Raw genomic sequence first — 22,868 nt, forward strand, 5'->3', positions numbered from 1 at the left:
ACCGCCAACCACCACTTTCAGCACATCCAAGCCTGCGACCCAGGCGTTTGGAGTTAGTTGACCACTACAGGTGTCAAAACTGTTCCCCAAAGACCATTATCAGCAACGCTGCCACTGAAAATGAACTGCGGCCCTATGCCACGCTGTATTGTTTGCGCCGCAGCAGCAATCGCCAACCAAGGTGAGGCGCACCCTGGAAAGCCAAGCGACTCATCAAGATTGCACACGCCTGCTTTGCCCATGGGAACGCCAGCCAGGGCACTTGCAATCGCGCCATGTCGTTGCGAATCGATACCCACCCGCCAGACTTGCTCGATGGAATTCGCGTCCACCGGTACCCAATCGAGGGATTGGCGCGTTGCGTAAACCAAATCATCAGCGGTGGGTTTACGCTCTTGTTCCGGACGGTGGAGGCGGGCGATAGGTACTAAAGTGGTTTGCGTCAGTTGATTTCCAAATAACAGTCCGGCAACAACTTCTGCTGTGCCTGCGGGAAGCTTCGGAGCAAATTGCAAGGCGACAACCAACAACAACGCCTGATCTTGGATACGATGATCGAGCCAATGATCCACTGCGGTCAGACCACCGACCTCGAGGGGGGTGGAAGATTGACGAATACCCGATTCGCGCCAGGCGCGACGCCACACTCGACGCCATTGCTCCTCCGGTAAACCGGTGTCGACTTCAAGCAAAAGAGCCAATGGCTGATCGTCGGGAAGCTGAGCCAAAACCGACGACACATCGGCGAGTACTGACTTCAAGATGCGCAGCAGCGTTCGCCTGGGATCGCCATCGATACCGCTGACGAGACGGGTGTGACGCGATATCTCTGCGCCCTGCCTCGCTGGCTGCGCTCTCAAAGGTGTAACTCCATCCATTAAATTATCGAGCTGCTGAGTCGGGGGCTCACCTGGAATTCGAACTGCGGTGTACAGGCTAGCTGCCAATACTTTTAGTGAGTTCCGACCCTGAGAAACTTTAAGACTCATATCCTTTTCCCGGGCATCATCCCAACCATCGGCAACAGAATGCTGACCAACGTGAAGCAATAAACGCCCGAAACCCAGCACGCACCAGCCCAGGAAAGGAGTTCCGATGGCCGGGAGCCAAAATTCAAAAGGTTGTTGAATAGTAGTTTGGTCGCAAAATAATACGACTCCTCCAACGCCAAGCAACAAGAACACCATCAACAGACTGAACCATAACCAAGCACGCGGTGGGTCAGGACGTGGCGCGGGACTGGGGATCTGATCAATTCTAACGGGCATAACTAAACCGTCCTCACTCTAACATCAACACGATCACTCTCCAGCCAATAACACTTCGTGGATTGACATGCGCAACCAGTACCTCTTTAAGCATCGCGCGCTCGTTAAACCCAAAAGCCGGAGATACACTTAATGAACGAGTGTTAATATTTTATATTATCTACTAGCTTCAATATTTCTGCATAAATAGTAGGTCCATCACTCTCACGAAACTGAACCACACCTGATTCGCCACCATCGTTATGGCCTCTAAATTTCAGCAGCCCATCATCTTCCGTAATATATAGCGGAGAAAAGCAGTATAGAGCTTTCATTGCTAGTAGGATGCTTGAGCAAATTAACGAAAATACTTTTCTTTAGAAGCTCATTATCAGGCTCTCCACATAAAGGATGCGACTGGAAGATATCCGGAATATCACCCACCGTTCGACGCAATTCTTCCACGGTGTATTTTTTACCTAAATCCAACTTTCCAATCCTGTACTTACCAGTTGACATATATTCATCTACAAGCCAACCAACATTATCATGAGAAGTGCATTCGCAATCACACGCAATGAGGAATGCGTTCTGTTTCGCACGGTTCCATGTCACCTCGACCTTTGGTGTCTCACACGCCAAAACTATTTGCTTAGCAGTATCACTAATATCTAATGCACACTCTCCGGAAGCATTGCATGCTACGCCCTTTATCTCCTTGTGCTCTCTAAGTACATTGCCGCCATGTGCGAGCGAAAAACCGCAAAACAGGATCATGGCAAGGGTAAATGCAGCTTTGATTGAGTAATCATAATTCGCATACATGTTTTCCTTTAACCTCCCCAAGCAGATGAAAATTCGTATTGTTACGATTTGCCGTATTTCCTTGAAGAGTTGCCGAATAAGGAGCGCCCTGAATAATCCCCATTCTTCGGCTCATGCAGTCAGCTGCCCATCGAGTTAAGGCAGATTTAGCTCTTTCTTGTACGCAGATTTTTAATAAATGCTCCTGGGTTAGCGGTGTCTCGCTGTCTACTCTGCTTCGAACTTCAAGTAATGTACTGCCTTTTTCCAACCCTCCTTGCTGGACACAAAGATCATAGAGAGCTACGTAAGTCAATACACTAACCTCGTTCATGATCGAAGGTGATATTGCTCTCATATCTCTAATGCAGCGCTGTACATTTGAATGATAGGAAGCCGCCTCCCGAAGTTGAATCTCCTGGAATTCTTGCTCACTCCCCAATGAATTGAAGGCTTGTTTCCATCCAGCTCCATTTGTACGAAGAATTTCTTTAGCCCATGCTAACTGAGCAGCTTTATCCGATCTAACCAGCGCACTCCTGAGACGCTGACAATCTGTGTTAGCCGTAAACATCTAGAAAAAGCACCACTTTTGTCTTTTAATATTCAGGAAAGCTGAAAACATGGCCACTAGCGAATACAAAATGACTTACCCCTACTCCACCCACGCAAGCATTGCCACTACAAATCAGCCTCACTAATTAAATCATCAATAAAAACACCCCTCCACATAACCTCTTTCAAGACGCAATTCTCTATTAGCAACTCAGATCGTTGCCCCCCCAATTCACTGTATAATCCGCACGACTCCCGCACATATTTTTTCCACGCTCGCTTACTTTGATTAATAGACGAAATGAGATCCGCAGTAAGCAAATTTTTTGCCGCGTCCGCAGTTTTATTTTCAATGATTTTATCTTGACGACTTATTTCTCCGCGAATACAGCTAATTACCTCCGGATGTACACCTTCGGCTTTATTGATACATTCAGAGTATTTTTGACCTGTCTTTTCCCAGACTGAATCATGCCCTCTCTGGTATGCCGCATTAACCTCTGAGAAAATCCCCAAAAATAACACACAGAATATCGCACTAATATTATTCAACCTCATAAGCCTTTTTCTCCAAATCAAGCAACTTACTTCTTTCGTCGGTTGCTCTCGCCAACAGACCTGACTGCAATGTAGGCGAGCTTGCAAAAAGAGTAGAATTATTTGATATTTTATAATCTTGAACTGCGCGTATAATCTCAATCACTGAGAGCGATGGTATAACTGAGCCATTCAGAGCCCGCTTAATTAATTTTGTTCTCGGACCAAACTGAACACTAGTCGACCACACCATATCATTCAGTGCTGCATCTTTATTATCAATAGGAAACCCGATATCACTCAAAATCTCTTTCACCTGCACGTCGTAATGAGTAACTTTAATATAATCATGCTGCGCACCTCTAAATTCTTCAGGTGAACTATTTGCGATACTTCTCCATTTCTCATTAAACTCAGCAGTTCCAGCATCCAATCCAACAAATGCGTGAGCGTAGGCAGAAAGCTCGATGAATTTTTGAACAACCCCCATGTTTGATGACATTTGATAGACTCCATAGGAGATACCACCATAATCACCTCCTCCTGTAGAAATAACACCAGGCCCTCGACCTCCCGACTCATAATGCTCAGAGGTTTTGCCTAACACCCACAATCCATTTCTTTCACGAGCAAACATCCCAGTCAAACCCAGCGGATGAAAGTGATAAACCTCTCCATGCCCTGGCAACCCAACCCGCTCCGCCACCTCACTCCACCAACTCAACTGCCTGATTCGCCGCTTCTCCTGAAACCAATTCAAGTTCGGCGTCGAGCCACTATGGCCGAGCAATTCATCAAGCCGATCCCATTTGCCTTCCTTGTAATACCACTCGCTGTCACAACAAACGATCAACTGCGAAATCGCCTGTGCGTGGGCCGGCAGACTGATTGCTGCTCGCAGCTCTTTAGCTGTCATCCGGCCATCCCGGTTGCGGTCGATAATGTCGTACAGCCGCTGCTTCAACGGCCCCGTGTCACCCTCATCCGCAATTGGCCCAAAGCGTTCAAGTTGCGACTCGCTCAGTTTTTTCATGGTACGAAGGAAAGAGGCCAGGAATTCCTGAGGAACGTCGTATTCGTAGATAAAATCGTAGCCTTCCCACGCCCACGGGCTCACACAAGGCGTGACGCCGATTTCTTCGCGCACCCAGCCCTTCAGCGGAGTGTTATTGGTGTCATGCAACAGTTCTTCCAGGTAATACCAGTTGCACGCCTTGCGGGGCGGACTCGCGGGCATGTGTCGCTTGTGACTGGCCGGTAATTTGTCCAACAGAGTCTTGGGGACGAGCAAGTCGGCAGCACTGAGCGGACTGGAGGCCCTCGATGCTTCCAATTGGCCAACGGTGAGATTGCCCTCCGGCGAAACTACGGGCGTACCCTTGGCGAGCTTGAGCCAGGTTTTGTCTTTTTCCGGCAGGCGCTTGGCCCAGGCCCGACTGGCTTCAATAAACACTTCAACGTCATCGCCGCTGAAGGTTTCCAGGTGGAGCCTTTCCTCCAGCAAGCCAGTACCGTTGTCGTGATACAGGCCAAGATGACCGATCAGATCGCCCGCCTTGACTGCGACGGGGGTACCGAGCACTACCACTTGATCAACCGCTACAGGCTCAATAGCGTTTTCCAGCGCGTCGAATTTCACATATTGGTTTACGCGTTCTAGTTTGCGAAATTCGCCTGTGCCACTGACCGTCATATCTGATCCTGTCGGCAGCTGGAAGATTACGTTGTCTTTAGTAATCACCGGCGAAGAGCGGACGTAAACCTTTGGTTGCGATGACTGGACACGAGTCTCTTTGCGGTCTTGGTCTCTGAGCACTCTGGCAGCGATGTACCCCTTGATAGAACCGTCGGCATTGAGCAGTTCGGCCGGCCCCAAGGTGTTTTCCAACTTGCGGAATTCCCCAGTGCCACTGATGTTCACCTCAGCGCCTCGCGGCAGGAGATCAATCATCTGGCCATGCCACTTGTGACTTACTTGCAGGCCTGACTGCTCAGGTGTACTCGGGTGGAAATCCTTTACGGCTTGCTTCACGCGATGAGTTGGTCGTTCGGGCCAGAAACCCGGGCGGGTGAGTGTGGAATCCCGATACACCGCCCAGTCCTGCAGGTGCATGTACAGGCTGTAGAAAGTCAGGCTCGGCGGCGCATCCGATTTGCCCTGGATTCTGGGAAGTTGCAAACGATGGCGCACCAACACGAAGTTGCGTGAGTAGGAGTTCTCAGATGCTTGCTGGTTGGCGGTGTAAGTTGTTTTCGGAGAATGGGTGTCAATGCGGTAAGCCACCACTTCGCCGTCGGCGAGGCAGTGCACGCTGGATTGTTTCAGGGTGCCGGCGGTGCCGCTGTCGAAATGCACACCGCCGTGCCACAGTCCGCCGCGCCCGAGGGGGTAGTAACCGGCATTAGCATTGGCCAGGTGGGTCAGTTGCTCCAGTGGGTTACGGCTGTCCTTGAACGGATGGCACCAGTTCTTCAGCGGTTGCAAGGACTCTTGTGGCAGAGATTTTTCCGGTAAGGGCTGCGCAGCGGTCAGGGCCGGGGAGCTCTGCATGGCCGATCTATTTAAACCTGCCTTGCGACCAAATGAAGACTCGGTGCCAAAAAACCAGATGAGCAAGTCGCGCATGCTGTGTTCACTCCTTGTGTGGCAGCTCTCACGGGGTAGTCAGCACGCATGGCTGCTCCTTCCCGGACCGTGCCGAGACGGTCAGGTAGGGCCGTAATGCATGCTGGTGCCAGAGGACAGGAGCTTTGGCTAAGCGGACTTGGTTTTAAATAGGACGTTTTCACGGAGCTCGTAGGAGGATTCCGAATCTTGAGTGCGCTTAATCCGTAAGGAAAATCTCTTGCTGAGAAGATGTCCATGCACGGCCACTTCTTTGATCGTGTCGACCTAGCGATGTGGGCTTCCCTCGGACCGCTGCAATCGCTGGCAGAGCCCTTTGCGAGCAGGTTCGCTCAGAGCTAAATCATGGTCAAGGTAACTCCCGATCCTCCGACAGATTCGCCATCACCACACAACACTTCTGACCCCTTAAGACCGCAGTTGGCTGCCAGCATAATGGCCGCGCCGCACAACCCCAGCCCCTTCTTCACAGTCAATCCGGAACTCGATACAGCAACTTTGCTGGTATATGCATGTGAGTCACTGGCATCGGCTAGCGTGATGTCCACGGATCTGGCGGACCATCTTGCAAGGGACCCCGCGCAACGCGCTGCTGGGGATTGCGCAGGTGATCATGCTGGGTGAACTGGCGGTAAATCGAGCACTGGATCAACTTGATCCGCAGTGACTGTCTTGGCATAGCTAACACCATTGCAGCAGCTACGCAGAATGCTTTTAACAATCGTCTGATGCTATGAACGAAAACGGCCCGCATCCAAAGGAAGCGGGCCGTTTCATGTGCAGCGAAAGATCAGAGCCTCAGCTCATCCCCATCACTTGTTCAGACGGAAATCCGCCTCGGCAGCAGCAAAGCGCTGCAGCATGCCGGCAGTCGGCGCGCCCAGCTTGCTGACGATGTAGATCGCCAGGCTGGCGAAGATGAAACCAGGGATGATTTCGTACAGGCCCAGCAGTTCGAAGTGTTTCCACACGATCACGGTGATCGCACCAACCAGGATACCGGCCAGTGCGCCGTTGCGGGTCATGTCTTTCCAGATCACGGAGATCAGTACGACTGGACCGAACGCGGCACCGAAACCAGCCCAGGCGTAGCTCACCAGGCCCAGCACGCGGTTTTCCGGGTTGGCCGCCATCGCGATGGCGATCAGGGCAACCAGCAGCACCATGGCGCGGCCCACCCAGACCAGTTCAACCTGGGAAGCGGACTTGCGCAGGAAGGTCTTGTAGAAGTCTTCGGTCAGGGCGCTCGAGCACACCAGCAACTGGCAGCTCAGGGTGCTCATTACCGCCGCCAGAATGGCCGACAGCAGTACCCCGGCGATCCATGGGTTGAACAGGATCTTGGCCAGTTCGATGAACACACGCTCGTGGTTTTCGGTCACGGGACCGGCCACTTCAGGGTGCGCCGAGAAGTAAGCGATACCAAAGAAGCCTACGGCCACGGTGCCGCCCAGGCACAGGATCATCCAGGCCATGGAGATGCGACGGGCCTTGGCGATCGATTTCACCGAGTCGGCCGCCATGAAACGCGCCAGGATGTGCGGCTGGCCGAAGTAGCCCAGACCCCAGCCCATCAGCGAGATGATGCCGATGAAAGTGGTGCCCTTGAGCATGTCGAAGTTGCTTGGGTCTTGCGCTTCGATGGCCAGGAAAGTGGTGTCGACGCCGCCGGTGGCCAACAGCACGATAACCGGCGTCAGGATCAACGCGAAGATCATCAGGGTGGCTTGTACGGTATCGGTCCAGCTTACAGCCAGGAATCCGCCGATAAAGGTGTAGGCGATAGTCGCCGCAGCACCGGCCCACAGCGCTGTCTCGTAGGACATGCCGAAGGTGCTTTCGAACAGACGGGCACCGGCTACGATGCCGGAAGCGCAGTAGATGGTGAAGAACACCAGGATCACGACGGCGGAGATGATCCGCAGCAGGCCGCTTTTGTCTTCGAAACGGCTGGAGAAGTAGTCCGGCAGAGTCAGCGCATCGCCGTTGTGCTCGGTCTGCACGCGCAGACGGCCGGCGACGAACAGCCAGTTCAGGTAGGCACCGACGATCAGGCCGATAGCGATCCAGCTTTCGGACAGACCGGACATGTAGATGGCGCCCGGCAGGCCCATCAACAACCAGCCGCTCATGTCGGAAGCACCGGCGGACAACGCGGTCACGACGCTGCCCAGGCTACGGCCGCCCAGAATGTAGTCGGAAAGGTTGTTGGTGGAGCGATAGGCCATCAAGCCGATCAGCACCATTGCTGCGATGTAGATCACGAACGTGATCAGGGTTGGATTGCTTACGCTCATTTAAGTGACGCCCTGGCTTTGTTTTTATGTAGCGGCGGCTGGTGAACCGCGCGCAAACGGTGACGTTTGACAGACGATTCGGGATCCCGCGCATTTATGACCGATGTTTCCCCAGGAAAGCCATCGGCCGGAGCACCCGGATTTCGACCGGGTTGCACCTTGGGCGCGAATGCTATTCAACAAAGCAAATAAGGTGCAACCTGTTTCGTGCGAATAAGTTGCACCGAGTCTGAAATAAACTTCAAACCCGCTTTTTTGCTCCTTTTCGGAGCAAGAACCACCGCCAACCTATCTAAAAAGCACCAAGCAGAGACAACGCTGACGTAGCAGAATTTATTTCCTGACGAGCTGCGTAATATTCCGATAAAAAAAGGGTTGCACCCGGTTGCACCTCAACAGGCGCACGGCTAATCTTGCCGCCAGCTGATGCCACGCAGTCGTGGCAAACATGAGGATAAAAACATGGCTACCACCACCCTTGGGGTCAAACTTGACGACCCGACCCGCGAACGCCTCAAGGCCGCCGCGACCTCGATTGATCGCACGCCGCACTGGCTGATCAAGCAGGCAATCTTCAATTACCTGGAAAAACTCGAGGGTGGTGCAACCCTGACTGAGCTGAGCGGTTTGACCAAGGATTCCGACGACACCGTCGATGCGCCTGTGGATCATGCCCACCAGTGCTTCCTGGAATTCGCCGAAAGCATCCTGCCGCAATCGGTGCTGCGCGCTTCGATCACCGCCGCCTACCGTCGCCCTGAGCCGGAAGTGGTGCCAATGCTGATCGAGCAGGCGCGTCTGCCGGCACCGATGGCCGAAGCCACCAACAAACTTGCCGCATCCATTGCGGAAAAACTGCGCAACCAGAAGAGCGCTGGCGGCCGTGCCGGCATCGTTCAGGGCCTGTTGCAGGAATTCTCCCTGTCGTCCCAGGAAGGCGTGGCGCTGATGTGCCTGGCCGAAGCGCTGCTGCGCATCCCGGACAAAGGCACTCGCGATGCGCTGATCCGCGACAAGATCAGCACCGGCAACTGGCATCCGCACCTGGGCAACAGCCCGTCGCTGTTCGTCAACGCCGCTACCTGGGGTCTGCTGCTGACCGGCAAGCTGGTGTCCACGCACAACGAAGCCGGCCTGACTTCGTCCCTGAGCCGCATCATCGGCAAGAGTGGCGAGCCGATGATCCGCAAGGGCGTCGACATGGCCATGCGCCTGATGGGCGAGCAGTTCGTCACCGGCGAAACCATCGCCGAAGCCCTGGCCAACGCCAGCAAGTTCGAAGCCAAGGGCTTCCGCTACTCCTACGACATGCTCGGTGAAGCTGCGCTGACCGAACACGACGCGCAGAAATACCTGGCCTCGTACGAACAAGCCATCCACTCGATCGGCAAAGCGTCCCATGGCCGTGGGATTTATGAAGGCCCGGGCATCTCCATCAAACTGTCCGCCCTGCACCCGCGTTACAGCCGTGCCCAGTACGAGCGCGTGATGGATGAGCTGTACCCGCGCCTGTTGTCGCTGACCCTGTTGGCCAAGCAATACGACATCGGCCTGAACATCGACGCTGAAGAAGCCGACCGCCTCGAGCTGTCGCTGGATCTGCTCGAGCGCCTGTGCTTCGAGCCGCAACTGACCGGCTGGAACGGCATCGGTTTCGTGATCCAGGCTTACCAGAAGCGTTGCCCGTACGTGATCGATTACGTGATCGACCTGGCTCGTCGCAGCCGTCATCGCCTGATGATCCGCCTGGTAAAAGGCGCGTACTGGGACAGCGAGATCAAGCGCGCCCAGGTCGAAGGCCTGGAAGGCTACCCGGTGTACACCCGCAAGGTGTACACCGACGTTTCCTACATCGCTTGCGCACGCAAACTGCTGTCGGTACCGGAAGTCATCTACCCGCAGTTCGCCACGCACAACGCCCACACGCTGTCGGCCATTTATCACATCGCCGGTCAGAACTATTACCCTGGTCAGTACGAGTTCCAGTGCCTGCACGGCATGGGTGAACCGCTGTACGAACAAGTTGTAGGCAAAGTTTCCGAAGGCAAGCTGAACCGTCCGTGCCGCGTGTACGCTCCGGTCGGCACCCACGAAACCCTCCTGGCTTACCTGGTACGTCGTCTGTTGGAAAACGGTGCGAACACCTCGTTCGTCAACCGCATCGCCGACCAGTCGATTTCCATCCAGGAACTGGTAGCCGATCCGGTAGCCAGCATCGAGCAGATGGCGACCGTGGAAGGTGGTTTCGGCCTGCCGCACCCGCGCATTCCACTGCCGCGTGATCTGTACGGTTCGGAACGCGCCAACTCCAGCGGCATCGACATGGCCAACGAACATCGTTTGGCTTCGCTGTCCTGCGCCCTGCTGGCAACCGCTCACAACCACTGGAAAGCCGCGCCGATGCTCGGTTGCGCCTCCAGCACTGAAACTCCGGCACCGGTGTTGAACCCGTCCGATCTGCGCGACGTGGTCGGTCATGTGCAGGAAGCCACGGTAGAAGACGTCGACAACGCCATCCAGTGCGCTCTCAACGCCGCACCGATCTGGCAGGCCACACCACCAGCCGAGCGCGCCGCGATTCTGGAGCGTGCCGCCGACTTGATGGAAGCCGAAATCCAGCCGCTGATGGGCCTGTTGGCCCGCGAAGCCGGCAAGACCTTCGCCAACGCCATCGCCGAAGTGCGCGAAGCCGTAGACTTCCTGCGTTATTACGCGGTGCAGGCACGCAACGATTTCACCAACGACGCTCACCGTCCGCTGGGTCCAGTGGTGTGCATCAGCCCATGGAACTTCCCGCTGGCGATCTTCAGTGGTCAAGTGGCTGCGGCACTGGCTGCCGGTAACCCGGTACTGGCCAAACCTGCGGAGCAAACGCCGCTGGTGGCTGCTCAGGCCGTGCGCCTGCTGCTCGAAGCCGGCATCCCGGAGGGCGTACTGCAACTGCTGCCGGGCCGTGGCGAAACCGTCGGCGCAGGCCTGGTGGGTGATGATCGCGTCAAAGGCGTGATGTTCACCGGCTCCACTGAAGTGGCTCGTCTGCTGCAACGCAACATTGCCGGTCGCCTGGACAGCCAGGGTCGTCCAATCCCGCTGATCGCCGAAACCGGTGGCCAGAACGCAATGATCGTCGACTCCTCGGCCCTGACCGAACAAGTGGTGATCGACGTGGTTTCGTCGGCCTTCGACAGCGCCGGTCAGCGTTGCTCGGCATTGCGTGTCCTGTGCCTGCAGGAAGATTCCGCCGACCGAGTGATCGAAATGCTCAAGGGCGCCATGGCTGAAAGCCGTCTCGGCAACCCTGAGCGCCTGTCCGTGGACATCGGCCCGGTGATCGACGCCGAAGCCAAGGCTGGCATCGAGAAGCACATCCAGGCCATGCGCGACAAAGGTCGCAGCGTGTACCAGGTGGCTATCGCCGACGCCGAAGAAGTCAAACGTGGCACCTTCGTGATGCCAACGCTGATCGAACTGGAAAGCTTCGACGAACTGCAACGGGAGATCTTTGGCCCGGTACTGCACGTGGTTCGCTACAAGCGCAAAGACATCGATCAACTGATCGCCCAGATCAATGCTTCCGGCTACGGCCTGACCCTGGGTGTACACACCCGCATCGACGAGACCATCGCCAAGGTGATCGACACCGTCAATGCCGGTAACGTCTACGTCAACCGCAACATCGTCGGTGCCGTGGTCGGCGTGCAGCCATTCGGCGGCGAAGGCCTGTCGGGTACCGGTCCGAAAGCCGGCGGCCCGCTGTACCTGTACCGCCTGCTGTCGACCCGTCCTACCGATGCGATCGAACAATCCTTCGCTCGCGGTGACGCCATCGCAGCGCCGGACGTTCGTCTACGCGATGCCATGAGCAAGCCGCTGACCGCGCTGAAAGCCTGGGCCGACAGCAACAAGTTCGCCGACCTGAGCACCCTGTGCGTGCAGTTCGCCGCGCAATCGCAAAGCGGGATCACCCGTGTACTCGCCGGCCCTACCGGCGAGCGCAACAGCTATGCGATCCTGCCACGCGAACACGTGCTGTGCCTGACGGAAGTCGAAGGCGATCTGCTGACGCAACTGGCAGCCGTACTGGCTGTAGGTGGTTCGGCGGTATGGCCGGAATCGGACTTGACCAAGGCCTTGTTCGCACGTCTGCCGAAGGACATTCAGGTGCGCATCAAGCTGGTTTCCGACTGGAACAAGGACGAAGTGGTATTTGATGCAGTCCTGCATCACGGCCATTCCGATCAGTTGCGTGCGGTTTGCCAGCAAGTGGCCAAGCGTGCCGGTGCGATCGTCGGGGTTCAGGGCCTGGCCCAGGGCGAGAGCAACATTGCGCTGGAGCGCCTGGTGATCGAGCGGGCGTTGAGCGTTAACACCGCTGCGGCGGGCGGTAACGCCAGCCTGATGACCATCGGTTAAATCCGATAAACCGGGCAGCCGCGAATGCTGCCTGGCAACCAAAACCCTGTGGGAGCGGGCTTGCTCGCGAAAGCGGACTGTCAGTCAACTTAAATGTTGAATGGAGCCTCTTCGCGAGCAAGCCCGCTCCCACATTTGCTTTGTGGCGCCTGCAAAGTCGCCGCCCGGCCCAATTATCACGCTCATCAATCATGCTATTCAGCATAAATTCACATGACTAGACTCGGCCCATCCCAATAAAAGGTAGGCCGCCATGTCCGAGACGTTGCTCAGTTCCCGTAATCTGGCTTTCGAGCTGTATGAAGTCCTCGATGCCGAGGGCCTGACCCAGCGTGAGCGTTTCGCCGAGCACAACCGCGAAACCTTCGATGCCGCCATCGGCACCGCCCGCAGCATCGCCGAGAAGTTCTTCGCCCCGCACAATCGCAAGGGCGACGAGAACGAGCCTCGCTATGAAAACGGCCAGGCAATCCTGATTCCGGAAGTGAAACCGGCGGTGGATGCCTTCCTCGAAGCCGGCTTTCTCAACGCCGCGCGCAGTTTCGACGCTGGCGGCATGCAGCTCCCCACGCTTTTGTCCCAAGCCTGTTTTGCGCACTTCCAATCGGCCAACGCGGCATCGACCTCTTATCCGTTCCTGACCATGGGCGCGGCCAACCTGATCGAGAGCTTTGGCACCGAGGAACAGAAGCGCCGCTTCCTGCAACCGATGATCGATGGACGCTTCTTCGGCACCATGGCCCTCACCGAACCTCACGCCGGCTCATCGCTGTCGGATATTCGTACCCGTGCCGAGCCTGCGTCCGACGGCACCTATCGCCTCAAGGGCAACAAGATTTTCATCTCCGGCGGCGATCACCCGCTTTCCGAAAACATCGTGCACATGGTGCTCGCCAAGTTGCCGGATGCGCCGGCCGGAGTGAAAGGCATTTCCCTGTTCATCGTGCCCAAGTTCCTGGTGAACGATGACGGCAGCCTGGGCAAGCGCAATGATGTGTTGCTGGCTGGCCTGTTCCACAAGATGGGCTGGCGCGGCACCACGTCTACCGCGCTGAATTTCGGCGATAACGGTGAGTGCGTCGGTTATCTGGTGGGCAAGGCGCATCATGGCTTGAGCTACATGTTCCAGATGATGAACGAAGCGCGGATCGGCGTCGGCATGGGCGCGGTAATGCTCGGCTACGCCGGTTATCTGTACTCGCTGGAATACGCCCGCGAGCGCCCGCAGGGTCGCGTGCCGGACAGCAAGGACCCAAACACCGCGCCGGTGGCAATCATCCAGCACGCCGACGTCAAACGCATGCTGCTGACGCAAAAGGCTTACGTCGAAGGTTCATTTGACCTCGGGTTGTACGCGGCGCGACTGTTCGATGACACCACCACCATTGAGACCGAGGCGGAACGCAAGCAGGCCCAGGAACTGCTGGATCTGCTGACGCCGATCGTCAAATCCTGGCCGTCGGAGTTTTGCCTCAAGGCCAACGAACTGGCGATCCAGATCCTTGGTGGGCACGGTTATACCCGTGAGTATCCGGTGGAGCAGTACTACCGCGACAATCGCCTGAACCCGATCCACGAAGGCACCCACGGCATTCAGTCGCTCGACCTGCTGGGCCGCAAGCTGGCGCAGAATGGCGGTGCAGGGCTTAAGCAACTGATCCGCCTGATCGCCGATACCGCTGAGCGAGCACAGGCCCATGAATCGTTGACTGCGTTGCGCGAGCCGCTGGAAAAACTGGTGGCGCGCCTGCAGGGCGTGACCATCGGCCTGCTGATGGACCTGGCACAAGGCAAGGTCAACAGCAGCCTGGCGAACTCGGCGCTGTACTTGAAGGTATTTGGTCACGCAGTGATTGGCTGGCGTTGGCTGGAGCAGGCGATTCGTGCCGAGGAAGGCCTGGCCAAAGGCAATACGGCGGATGCGAGCTTCTATAAAGGCAAGCTGCAAGCGGCGCGCTACTTCCTGACGTGGGAAGTACCGGGTTGTCACCATGAACTGACGATTCTTGAGGCGCGAGATGATGTTTGCCTGAACATGCAGGATGAATGGTTCTAACCTTTTGCCCCTGATTGTTCCCACGCGCTGCGTGGGAATGTCTCAACGGACGCTCCGCGTTCGGCGCTTGGGGCGCAGAACGCCCCGGCTGCATTCCCACGCGGAGCGTGGGAACGATCAGTCAACCGAGCTTGAACCCACCCATCTGCCGCGCCAGGTCATCCGCCAATCGCTGCAACGTCTGACAGTCTTCGCGGCAAGCCCTGACCTCCCCCGCCGTCGCCCGCGCCAAATCCGAAATCCCTTGCACATTGCGATTGATTTCTTCGGTCACGGCCGACTGCTCTTCAGTCGCGGTCGCCACCTGGTGGTTCATGTCGCTAATGCGTTCTACCTGCCCGGTAATCGCCGTCAGCGACGCGCCGGTGCGCTGGCTCGACTCGACGCCGGTACCCGTCGCCGCCTGCCCGGCATGCATCGAGGACACCGCGTTTTCCGCACCCAGCTTGAGGCTGCCAATCATCTGCTGAATTTCATCAGTGGACGACTGGGTACGCCGCGCCAGGGTTCGCACCTCATCGGCAACCACCGCGAATCCGCGACCCATGTCTCCTGCCCGAGCGGCTTCGATGGCCGCATTCAATGCCAGCAGGTTGGTCTGCTCGGAAATCCCGCGAATCACCGCCAGCACCTGATCGATCGAGGCCACCTGATGGGCCAACTCCCCCACGGCCGTGGCCGCCACGCCGATTTCGTCGGACATGCTTTCGATATGCCGAATCGATCCGCCGACCACATCCCGCGCCAGCAGCGCTTCATCCCGGGCCGATTGCGAGGCGACTGCCGCGTTGCCCGCATTCTGGGCGATCTCCTGCACGGTCAGGCCCATTTCGTGGACAGCGGTGGCAACCATGTCGGTCATTTCCTGCTGGCGGCCGGAGCGTTCAGCGGTGTTATCCACCACTCGCGCCACTTGGCTGACGGCGGTGCGCAAGCGTTCGCTGGTGGTCAGCACTTCGCCGATCATGCCGTGCTGGCTGTCGAGGAAGCGATTGAATCCGCGTGCCAGGTCCCCCAGTTCATCAGCGCGACTGGCATCGAGCCGGTGCGTTAAATCTCCACCGCCGCTACCAATGGCAACCAATGCGGCTGTTACCTGCCGAATCGGCCTGACCAGACCACGGGCCAGCAATACCACCAGCAACAGGCACACCAGCGCCACCGCCAGACCGATGCCACTGCTCATCCACATCGCGCGACGGGATTCGGCGTAGATCTGCGATTGCGGCACTTCGGCCACCAGGGTCCAGCCGAGATCGCGCAGGGGCAGACTTAATGCGAGGAAGTCTTCACCGTCGCGCTGGAAGCTGCTGCTGGTGGCAGTTTTTTGACCCATCACCGCCTGGGCCGCCGAGCCGCCGATTTGTTCGACCAGGGTGCGCTTACCGCTGAATTGCGCCTCCGGGTGGACCTGGATCAAACCGTCAGAACGCACGAGATAGACCTTGCCGCGCTCGCCAAAGTTGAAGTTGTGGATCAGCTCAGACAGCTCTTTCATGCTCAGGCCAAGCCCGGCAACACCCACGACTTTCCCGGCCTGCTCGACTTTGAAGTCGATGAAAAGCGCCAATTCTCCGGTGGCGGTGTCATTGTCGATATTGAGAGTGCGTGGCTGGTTGCTGTCGAGGAAAGAGTAGAACCAGGCGTCTGTGGGGTTGGAACGACTGAGCGTCCGGTCCAGACCTTTTTCGGTGAAATAATGGTTGGACGCGCTGCCGATAATAATCGCGGTAAAGGCCTTGTGCTCGGCGCGGATACCTTCCAGATAGGTAGTAAAAGTGCCGGCCTGGTCACTGTCTTCGCCCCCGGCCAACCAGTCACGCACCATGCTGTTGCTGGCGATATCCCTCGCCGCGGTGAGGGGTTGGACGAGGATGCGCTCGATGTCGTTGCGCATCGCTTCGATGCTCGACGGCAGTGCCTGCTCGACCAGGTAGCTCTGGGCGAGGCGATTAACTACCAGGGTATATAGGCCAACCACAATCAGAATACTGACCAGCAGGGCACTGCCCATGCTGAGGATCAATTGCCACTGGATACTGCGTCGCCAGAACTGCATGGAGCACCCCCAAAGAATAAGAGGCTGAAACACTGCAACAGCCATGCCGAATGTATACATTTACATCGACAATTTATTCTTTGGTTGTGCGCAAAACCGATCAGGCCTGGTTGATCGTCTTGGAAATCACTTCGACCGTGGCGCTGACTTGCTCTTGGTAACGGTCGAGTTCGAGCTTGTGCTGCTTTTGCATTTCAATCTGCTGGGAACACAGATTCATCGCGGCCAGCACCAGCAGTCGGTCACCGATCAGCGTCGGGTACTTCCTTTTGGTATCGGCCAAGGCAGCCTTCAACATCAATGCGGCGTCCAGCAGGGTCTGCTCTTCCCCGGCCGGCGCCCTGATCGAATAGTCCTCTCCCAGGATCGAGACGACCTTTACCCCTGCGGCGTTGTAACTCATGCGCTGACGGGACCTGCGCTGACGCGCTCGACCAGAGCCTGGATGCGAGCCGCAGTGGCGCCTTGCTTCTCTTCCTGCTCCATCAGGCTTAATTGCAGGCTTTCGTTCTCATCCTTGGCCTGGGCCAATTCTGCGGTCAGGGTCTGGTTGGTGCCGAGCAGGGCCTGGTTCTGTTGTACCAGGTCGCTGACCAGTTGTTCCAATTGGCTTAGGGATGCTTCCAACATTTTGATTTTCCGGACTTTTTCAAAGGGCGCGTACGATAAAGAAAAGTCATCATGGATGCCAGGGTTATACGGGCGCAATGCCTTGATTTTCCTGGCGGGTGACCTTTCCCGCGAGTTTTAAAGACTGTACTACGGCGATCTGGTTCCTGCACTTCGTCGCCCGATCTCGCCAGCTGGGTCAAATGCTTGGGCGGTATAGCCTTTTGTGGCTTGAGGGGCTTGCTGTGGCGAGGGGGCTTGCCCCCGTTCGGTTGCGCAGCAACCGTAAAACCTGCAGACGGGATATTCCAGGAAATATTGCACCGGCCGACTTGGGGTCGCTTCGCGACCCAACGGGGGCAAGCGCCCTCGCCACAGTGACTGCACTCAATTTGAGATCGCAGTTAGCTCCGTCAAAAAGCTTTTTGACAGCATCGCATTTCAACAGGTTAGAATCGCTGGCACGCAGACTGCATGGTCAGTTTGTGCCCGCCTTTCAGCTTTCTGGAGTACTGCCTTTGAATGCGACGACCATCAACAGCCTGTTCTTGATCGGCGCGTTGCTGGTAGGTGCAAGCATTCTGGTGAGTTCGCTTTCATCGCGCCTCGGCATCCCGATTCTGGTGATCATCCTGGCCGTCGGCATGGCGGCCGGCGTTGACGGTGGCGGCATTATTTTCGACAACTACCCCACGGCGTACCTGGTCGGCAACCTGGCACTGGCGGTGATCCTGCTCGACGGTGGCTTGCGCACCCGGGTCTCGAGTTTCCGCGTCGCGTTATGGCCGGCGTTGTCGCTGGCCACGGTCGGGGTGTTGATTACCACAGGGCTGACCGGCATGGCCGCCGCGTGGCTGTTCAACCTGAACCTGATTCAAGGCCTGCTGATCGGCGCCATCGTCGGCTCCACCGACGCAGCGGCAGTGTTCTCGTTGCTGGGTGGCAAAGGCTTGAACGAACGGGTGACCGCCAGCCTCGAGATCGAATCCGGCAGCAACGACCCGATGGCGGTATTCCTCACCGTCACCTTGATCGACATGCTCGCCAGCGGCGAGACCGGGCTGCACTGGAGCCTGCTGACCCACCTGTTGCGCGAGTTCGGCATTGGTGGCGTCATCGGCCTCGGCGGCGGATGGCTCATGCTGCAATTGGTCAACCGCATCAACCTGGCCACCGGCCTTTATCCGATCCTGGTCATTGCCGGTGGCCTGGTGGTGTTTGCTTTGACCAACGCCCTGCACGGCAGCGGTTTCCTCGCGGTGTACCTGTGCGGACTGGTGATCGGCAACCGCCCGGTGCGCAGCCGCCACGGCATCTTGCACATGCTCGACGGCATGGCCTGGCTGGCGCAGATCGGCATGTTCCTGGTGCTGGGTTTGCTGGTGACGCCTCACGACCTGCTGCCGATCGCCCTGCCGGCGCTGGCTCTGGCGCTGTGGATGATTCTGTTTGCGCGGCCGCTGTCGGTCGTGGTCGGCCTGCTGCCGTTCAAGGCTTTCCATGGGCGCGAGAAGGCGTTCATTTCCTGGGTAGGCTTGCGTGGCGCGGTTCCGATCATTCTGGCGGTGTTCCCGCTGATGGCTGGCCTGCCTAACGCCCAGCTTTATTTCAACCTCGCATTCTTCATCGTGCTGGTATCGCTGCTGGTGCAGGGCACGAGTCTGCCCTGGGTCGCCAAACTGCTGAAAGTGACCGTGCCCCCGGACCCTGCACCAATCTCCCGCTCCGCTCTGGAGGTGCACGTCACCAGCGAATGGGAGTTGTTCGTTTATCGCCTTGGCGCAGAGAAATGGTGCATCGGCTCCCCCCTGCGGGAACTGAAAATGCCCGAGGGTACCCGCATCGCGGCCCTGTTTCGCGGCCAACAATTGCTCCATCCGTCGGGTAGTACGGTGCTCGAAGTCGATGATTTGCTGTGCGTAATCGGTCATGAGCACAACCTGCCGGCCCTGGGAAAACTCTTCAGCCAGGCCCCGCAACGGGGCCTCGATCTGCGCTTCTTCGGCGACTTCGTCCTCGAAGGAGACGCCCAGCTGGCCGCGGTTGCTGCACTCTACGGGTTGAAGGTCGAAGGCATCGATCCGGACATGTCCCTGGCCCGCTTCATTGCCCAGAAAGTCGGTGGCGCACCAGTGGTCGGCGACCAGGTGGAGTGGAACAACACCATTTGGACAGTTGCGGTCATGGACGGGAACAAGATCGGCAAAGTGGGCGTCAGATTCCCCGAAGGAAGTCGCCCGGGCCCCGGGCTCTTCCTCTAAACTGCTCCCACTATCACTTGCTTGACCGGTCTTTATGCCTAACCTGCGCTCCATTTTCGCCATTGCCCTGCTGGGCTTGAGTCTTTCTGTCGGTTCCCTTGGTTTACCGCAAGCGGCACAAGCGGCCGAACCGCCTAGCAGCGAAGCCGTGCAAGCGAGCCTGAACAAGATCGCTGATCGCAAGCTGCCCGAAGCCGATCAAAAGGCCCTGCAAACCGTCCTGCAGAACACCCTCACGCAGCTCGACAGCAAGCGCGATTACGAGCAGAAGCTGGCCGATCTCAAGCAGCAGTTGAGCAGCGCACCCCGCCAGACCATAGAGAACCAGCGCGAACTGACCCGGCTCAAAGCCACCACCGTGTCGCCGGTCGCGCAACGCTTCGCCAAAGAGCCGATTCAGCAACTGGAGCAGGTGCTCACCGAACGCTCGACGCAGCAGAGCGATCTGCAAAAAGCCCTGGCCGAAGCCAACAGCCTGATCATCACCGCCCAGACCCGGCCGGAGCGGGCCCAGGCGGAGATTTCCGCCAGCCAGACGCGCATCCAGCAGATCAACAACATCCTCAAGACAGGCAAAGACGCCGGCAAAACCCTGAGCGCCGAGCAGCGCGACCAGCTCAATGCCGAACTCGCGGCACTGAACGCCCTGATTCCACTGCGTCGCCAGGAACTGGCCGGCAATACCCAGCTGCAAGACCTGGGCAAGAGCCAGCATGACTTGCTATCGGAGCGCTCCGAGCGCCTGGATCAGGAAATCCAGGACCTGCAAAACCTGATCAACCAGAAGCGCCTGGCGCAATCCCAGGAAACCGTCACCCAGCAATCCATCGAAGCGCAAAAGTCCGGTGGCAGCAGTCTTCTGGCCACCGAGAGTTCGGCCAACCTGAAACTGTCGGACTACCTGCTCAAAAGCACCGACCGTCTCAACGAAGTCACCCAGCAAAACCTGATGACCAAGCAGCAACTGGACAGCGTGACCCAGAGCGATTCGGCCCTGGATGAACAGATCAACGTGCTCAAGGGCAGCCTGCTGCTGTCCAAGATTCTGTACAAACAGAAGCAGGCCTTGCCGCGCCTGCGGGTCGACCGCAACCTTGCCGACCAAATTGCCGACATCCGCCTGTATCAGTTCGAAGTCAGCCAGCAACGGGAGATGCTCAGCAATCCGGCGACCTACGTCGACAACCTGCTGTCGACCCAGCCGCCTGAGCAGGTCACCCCACAGCTGCGCAAAAGCCTGCTGGAACTGGCCACCACCCGTGCCGACCTGCTGGAGCGGCTCAATCGCGAACTTAGCGCGGTGCTCAACGAGTCCATCACCCTGCAGTTGAACCAGAAGCAATTGCTCAGCACCGCACAAAGCCTGCGAGCGACGCTAGATGAGCAGATGTTCTGGATTCCCAGTAACAAACCGCTGGACCTGGAATGGCTGTACAGCGTGCCGGATCGCCTGGAGCGCCAGGTCGACTCGCTGCCATTGACCTCAAGCTTCAGCGAGCTGGTCGACGGCCTGACCCAGCGCCCCCTGCTCTTCCTGCCATTGGCCCTGCTGATCGGCGCCCTGCTGTGGCGGCGCAAGCAGCTGTATGCGCGACTGAACAAGGTGCACCAGGACATCGGCCACTTCAAACGCGACAGCCAGTGGCACACGCCCCAGGCGATCCTGATCAATATCCTGCTGGCGATGCCGGTGGCACTGGCCTTGGGCTTGTGCGGCCTGGCCCTGCAAATCGATGCACGGGAGCAAAACGCCAGTGTCGGCGCAGCGTTGATGCAAATGGCCCAGGCCTGGCTGGTCTTCTATACCGCCTACCGGATTTTGTCGCCCGGTGGCGTGGCGGAGTTGCATTTCCGCTGGGAAAAACCCCAGGTCGAATTCCTCCGTGGCTGGGTCCGCCGCTTGGGCATGGTGGTGATGGCCCTGGTGACAGTGGTGGCGGTTGCCGAACTGCAACCGGCGGCATTGGCCGATGACGTACTCGGCATGCCGGTGGTACTCACCTGCTATGCCTTGATGACGCTATTGCTCAGCCGCTTGCTGATCAGCAGCCCGACCCACGAAAACGCCTCGCTGTTCCGCAAGACCCTGGGAATCATGTTCACCGCCCTGCCCGTCGCGCTGTTCGTGGCAGTGTGCTTCGGCTACTACTACACCGCGCTGAAACTTAGTGATCGCCTGATCAACACCCTGTACCTGCTGATGTTCTGGCTGGTGATCGAAGCCACCTTCGTGCGCGGCCTCAGCGTGGCGGCTCGCCGCCTGGCCTACCAGCGCGCCCTGGCCAAACGCCAGGCGGCGAAAGAGGCCGGGGACGGCGAAGCGGTGATCGAGGAACCCACGCTGGACATCGAGAAGGTCAACGAACAGTCCCTGCGCCTGATCCGCCTGGCGCTGCTCAGCGGCTTCATCGCAGCGCTGTACTGGGTCTGGTCCGACCTGATCTCGGTGTTCTCGTACCTGGACAACATCACCCTGTACGAATACACCAGCGGCACCGGCGCCAACATGAGCATGGTGCCGATCAGCATCGGCGACATGCTCGGCGCGCTGATCATCATCGGCATTACCTTCGCCCTGGCGCGAAACCTGCCGGGCCTGCTGGAAGTGTTCGTGCTGTCGAAACTCAACCTGGCCCAGGGCAGTGCCTACGCCACCACCACCCTGCTGTCCTACGTGATCGCCGGCGTTGGTTTCGTCTCGACCCTGTCGACACTCGGCGTGAGCTGGGACAAGTTGCAGTGGCTGGTGGCAGCGCTGTCGGTCGGCCTCGGCTTCGGTATGCAGGAGATCTTCGCCAACTTCATCTCCGGCATCATGATCCTGTTCGAGCGTCCGGTGCGCATCGGCGACACCATCACCATCGGTAACCTGTCGGGCACCGTGAGCAAGATCCGCATCCGCGCCACCACCATCACCGATTTCGACCGCAAGGACATCATCGTCCCGAACAAGACGTTCATTACCGGACAACTGATCAACTGGTCGCTGACCGACACCATCACCCGGGTAACCCTCAAGCTCGGCGTGGACTATGGCTCGGACCTCGATCTGGTGAAAGAATTGCTGCTCAAGGCCGCCCGCGATAATCCGCGAGTATTGAAAGATCCAGAACCCCACGTGTACTTCCTGAACTTCGGTGAAAGCACCCTGGACCACGAATTGCGCATGCACGTGCGCGACCTCGGTGACCGCAACCCGGTGCTCGACGAGGTCAACCGCTTCATCAACCGCGAGTTCAAGAAGCAGCACATCAACATCTCGTTCCGCCAGATGGAGGTTTACCTGAAGAACCTGCACGGCCAGGAATACAAGATGGTGCCGATCGAGCCGGAAGCGAAAACCATCGTGCCGATCGTCGACCGCAAGCCCGCGCAAGAACCGCCCGCCGCCAAACTCGACTAAC

General features: G+C 57.7%; 13 protein-coding genes and 2 pseudogenes. 5 read left to right on the forward strand and 10 right to left on the reverse strand.

What is annotated here, in order from left to right; genetic code table 11:
• Positions 1-53: 53 nt before the first annotated feature.
• The 5 genes from AC07OG_RS03170 to AC07OG_RS03190 form a co-directional block, all read right to left on the reverse strand.
• The gene (locus tag AC07OG_RS03170; RefSeq protein ID WP_495066191.1) at positions 54-1,268 is read right to left on the reverse strand and encodes a KPHS_23130 family T6SS system protein; all 1,215 of its coding nucleotides are present in this window, start codon (positions 1,266-1,268) and stop codon (positions 54-56) included.
• A 267-nt stretch (positions 1,269-1,535) separates the two neighbouring features.
• Positions 1,536-2,072 carry a hypothetical protein gene (locus tag AC07OG_RS03175; RefSeq protein ID WP_495066192.1) on the reverse strand — a complete coding sequence of 179 codons (537 nt, stop codon included), beginning with the start codon at positions 2,070-2,072 and terminating at the stop codon, positions 1,536-1,538.
• A complete protein-coding gene (locus AC07OG_RS03180) occupies positions 2,056-2,625 on the reverse strand; it encodes a hypothetical protein (protein WP_495066193.1) in 570 nt (189 codons plus the stop codon). Before AC07OG_RS03180 ends, AC07OG_RS03175 begins: the two co-directional genes overlap by 17 nt.
• Before the next feature lie 107 nt (positions 2,626-2,732).
• Positions 2,733-3,164 carry a hypothetical protein gene (locus tag AC07OG_RS03185; RefSeq protein WP_495066194.1) on the reverse strand — a complete coding sequence of 144 codons (432 nt, stop codon included), beginning with the start codon at positions 3,162-3,164 and terminating at the stop codon, positions 2,733-2,735.
• Entirely contained in the window at positions 3,151-5,769 is a 2,619-nt protein-coding gene (locus AC07OG_RS03190; protein WP_495066195.1) for a VgrG-related protein, read from the reverse strand. Before AC07OG_RS03190 ends, AC07OG_RS03185 begins: the two co-directional genes overlap by 14 nt.
• A 345-nt stretch (positions 5,770-6,114) precedes the next feature.
• Here AC07OG_RS03190 and AC07OG_RS03195 point away from each other — a divergent pair.
• A pseudogene (locus AC07OG_RS03195) lies at positions 6,115-6,436 on the forward strand (DUF6124 family protein).
• Between the two features lie 145 nt (positions 6,437-6,581).
• Here the strand turns inward: AC07OG_RS03195 and putP are convergent.
• Positions 6,582-8,066, reverse strand: coding sequence for a sodium/proline symporter PutP (gene putP, locus AC07OG_RS03200; RefSeq protein WP_060542676.1), 1,485 nt, complete (start codon positions 8,064-8,066; stop codon positions 6,582-6,584).
• 462 nt (positions 8,067-8,528) lie between these two features.
• Here putP and putA point away from each other — a divergent pair, with 462 nt between their 5' ends.
• Entirely contained in the window at positions 8,529-12,479 is a 3,951-nt protein-coding gene (gene putA / locus AC07OG_RS03205; RefSeq protein WP_495066196.1) for a trifunctional transcriptional regulator/proline dehydrogenase/L-glutamate gamma-semialdehyde dehydrogenase, read from the forward strand.
• Positions 12,480-12,732: 253 nt separating this feature from the next.
• A complete protein-coding gene (locus tag AC07OG_RS03210; RefSeq protein WP_495066197.1) occupies positions 12,733-14,535 on the forward strand; it encodes an acyl-CoA dehydrogenase in 1,803 nt (600 codons plus the stop codon).
• A 121-nt stretch (positions 14,536-14,656) separates the two neighbouring features.
• Here AC07OG_RS03210 and AC07OG_RS03215 read toward each other — a convergent pair whose 3' ends face one another.
• The 4 genes and pseudogenes from AC07OG_RS03215 to AC07OG_RS03230 form a co-directional block, all read right to left on the reverse strand.
• Positions 14,657-15,502: a methyl-accepting chemotaxis protein gene (locus AC07OG_RS03215; protein ID WP_495066357.1), complete on the reverse strand. Its 846-nt coding sequence runs from the start codon at positions 15,500-15,502 to the stop codon at positions 14,657-14,659.
• 21 nt (positions 15,503-15,523) lie between these two features.
• Positions 15,524-16,654, reverse strand: a pseudogene (locus AC07OG_RS03220) (HAMP domain-containing protein); the annotation flags it as partial.
• Between the two features lie 40 nt (positions 16,655-16,694).
• Complete coding sequence (locus AC07OG_RS03225) at positions 16,695-16,997, reverse strand: cell division protein ZapA (RefSeq protein WP_060542672.1); 303 nt, start codon at positions 16,995-16,997, stop codon at positions 16,695-16,697.
• A complete protein-coding gene (locus tag AC07OG_RS03230) occupies positions 16,994-17,224 on the reverse strand; it encodes a hypothetical protein (protein WP_053153499.1) in 231 nt (76 codons plus the stop codon). The genes AC07OG_RS03225 and AC07OG_RS03230 overlap by 4 nt, the downstream gene beginning before the upstream one ends.
• A 497-nt stretch (positions 17,225-17,721) precedes the next feature.
• Here AC07OG_RS03230 and AC07OG_RS03235 point away from each other — a divergent pair, with 497 nt between their 5' ends.
• Both AC07OG_RS03235 and mscK read left to right on the forward strand, forming a co-directional pair.
• Positions 17,722-19,464 carry a potassium/proton antiporter gene (locus AC07OG_RS03235; protein ID WP_060542671.1) on the forward strand — a complete coding sequence of 581 codons (1,743 nt, stop codon included), beginning with the start codon at positions 17,722-17,724 and terminating at the stop codon, positions 19,462-19,464.
• 34 nt (positions 19,465-19,498) lie between these two features.
• Positions 19,499-22,867, forward strand: coding sequence for a mechanosensitive channel MscK (gene mscK, locus AC07OG_RS03240; protein ID WP_060542670.1), 3,369 nt, complete (start codon positions 19,499-19,501; stop codon positions 22,865-22,867).
• The last annotated feature ends 1 nt before the right edge of the window (position 22,868 follow it).

This window comes from Pseudomonas sp. GW821-FHT09H03 (assembly GCF_059415945.1).

Excerpts from the sequence above, each read along its gene's own strand:
- AC07OG_RS03170 (WP_495066191.1), bottom strand. The coding sequence starts at position 1,268 with ATGCCCGTTAGAATTGATCAGATCCCCAGTCCCGCGCCACGTCCTGAC.
- AC07OG_RS03175 (WP_495066192.1), bottom strand. The coding sequence starts at position 2,072 with ATGTATGCGAATTATGATTACTCAATCAAAGCTGCATTTACCCTTGCC.
- AC07OG_RS03180 (WP_495066193.1), bottom strand. The coding sequence starts at position 2,625 with ATGTTTACGGCTAACACAGATTGTCAGCGTCTCAGGAGTGCGCTGGTT.
- AC07OG_RS03185 (WP_495066194.1), bottom strand. The coding sequence starts at position 3,164 with ATGAGGTTGAATAATATTAGTGCGATATTCTGTGTGTTATTTTTGGGG.
- AC07OG_RS03190 (WP_495066195.1), bottom strand. The coding sequence starts at position 5,769 with ATGCGCGACTTGCTCATCTGGTTTTTTGGCACCGAGTCTTCATTTGGT.
- putP (WP_060542676.1), bottom strand. The coding sequence starts at position 8,066 with ATGAGCGTAAGCAATCCAACCCTGATCACGTTCGTGATCTACATCGCA.
- putA (WP_495066196.1), top strand. The coding sequence starts at position 8,529 with ATGGCTACCACCACCCTTGGGGTCAAACTTGACGACCCGACCCGCGAA.
- AC07OG_RS03210 (WP_495066197.1), top strand. The coding sequence starts at position 12,733 with ATGTCCGAGACGTTGCTCAGTTCCCGTAATCTGGCTTTCGAGCTGTAT.
- AC07OG_RS03215 (WP_495066357.1), bottom strand. The coding sequence starts at position 15,502 with ATGATCGGCGAAGTGCTGACCACCAGCGAACGCTTGCGCACCGCCGTC.
- AC07OG_RS03225 (WP_060542672.1), bottom strand. The coding sequence starts at position 16,997 with ATGAGTTACAACGCCGCAGGGGTAAAGGTCGTCTCGATCCTGGGAGAG.
- AC07OG_RS03230 (WP_053153499.1), bottom strand. The coding sequence starts at position 17,224 with ATGTTGGAAGCATCCCTAAGCCAATTGGAACAACTGGTCAGCGACCTG.
- mscK (WP_060542670.1), top strand. The coding sequence starts at position 19,499 with ATGCCTAACCTGCGCTCCATTTTCGCCATTGCCCTGCTGGGCTTGAGT.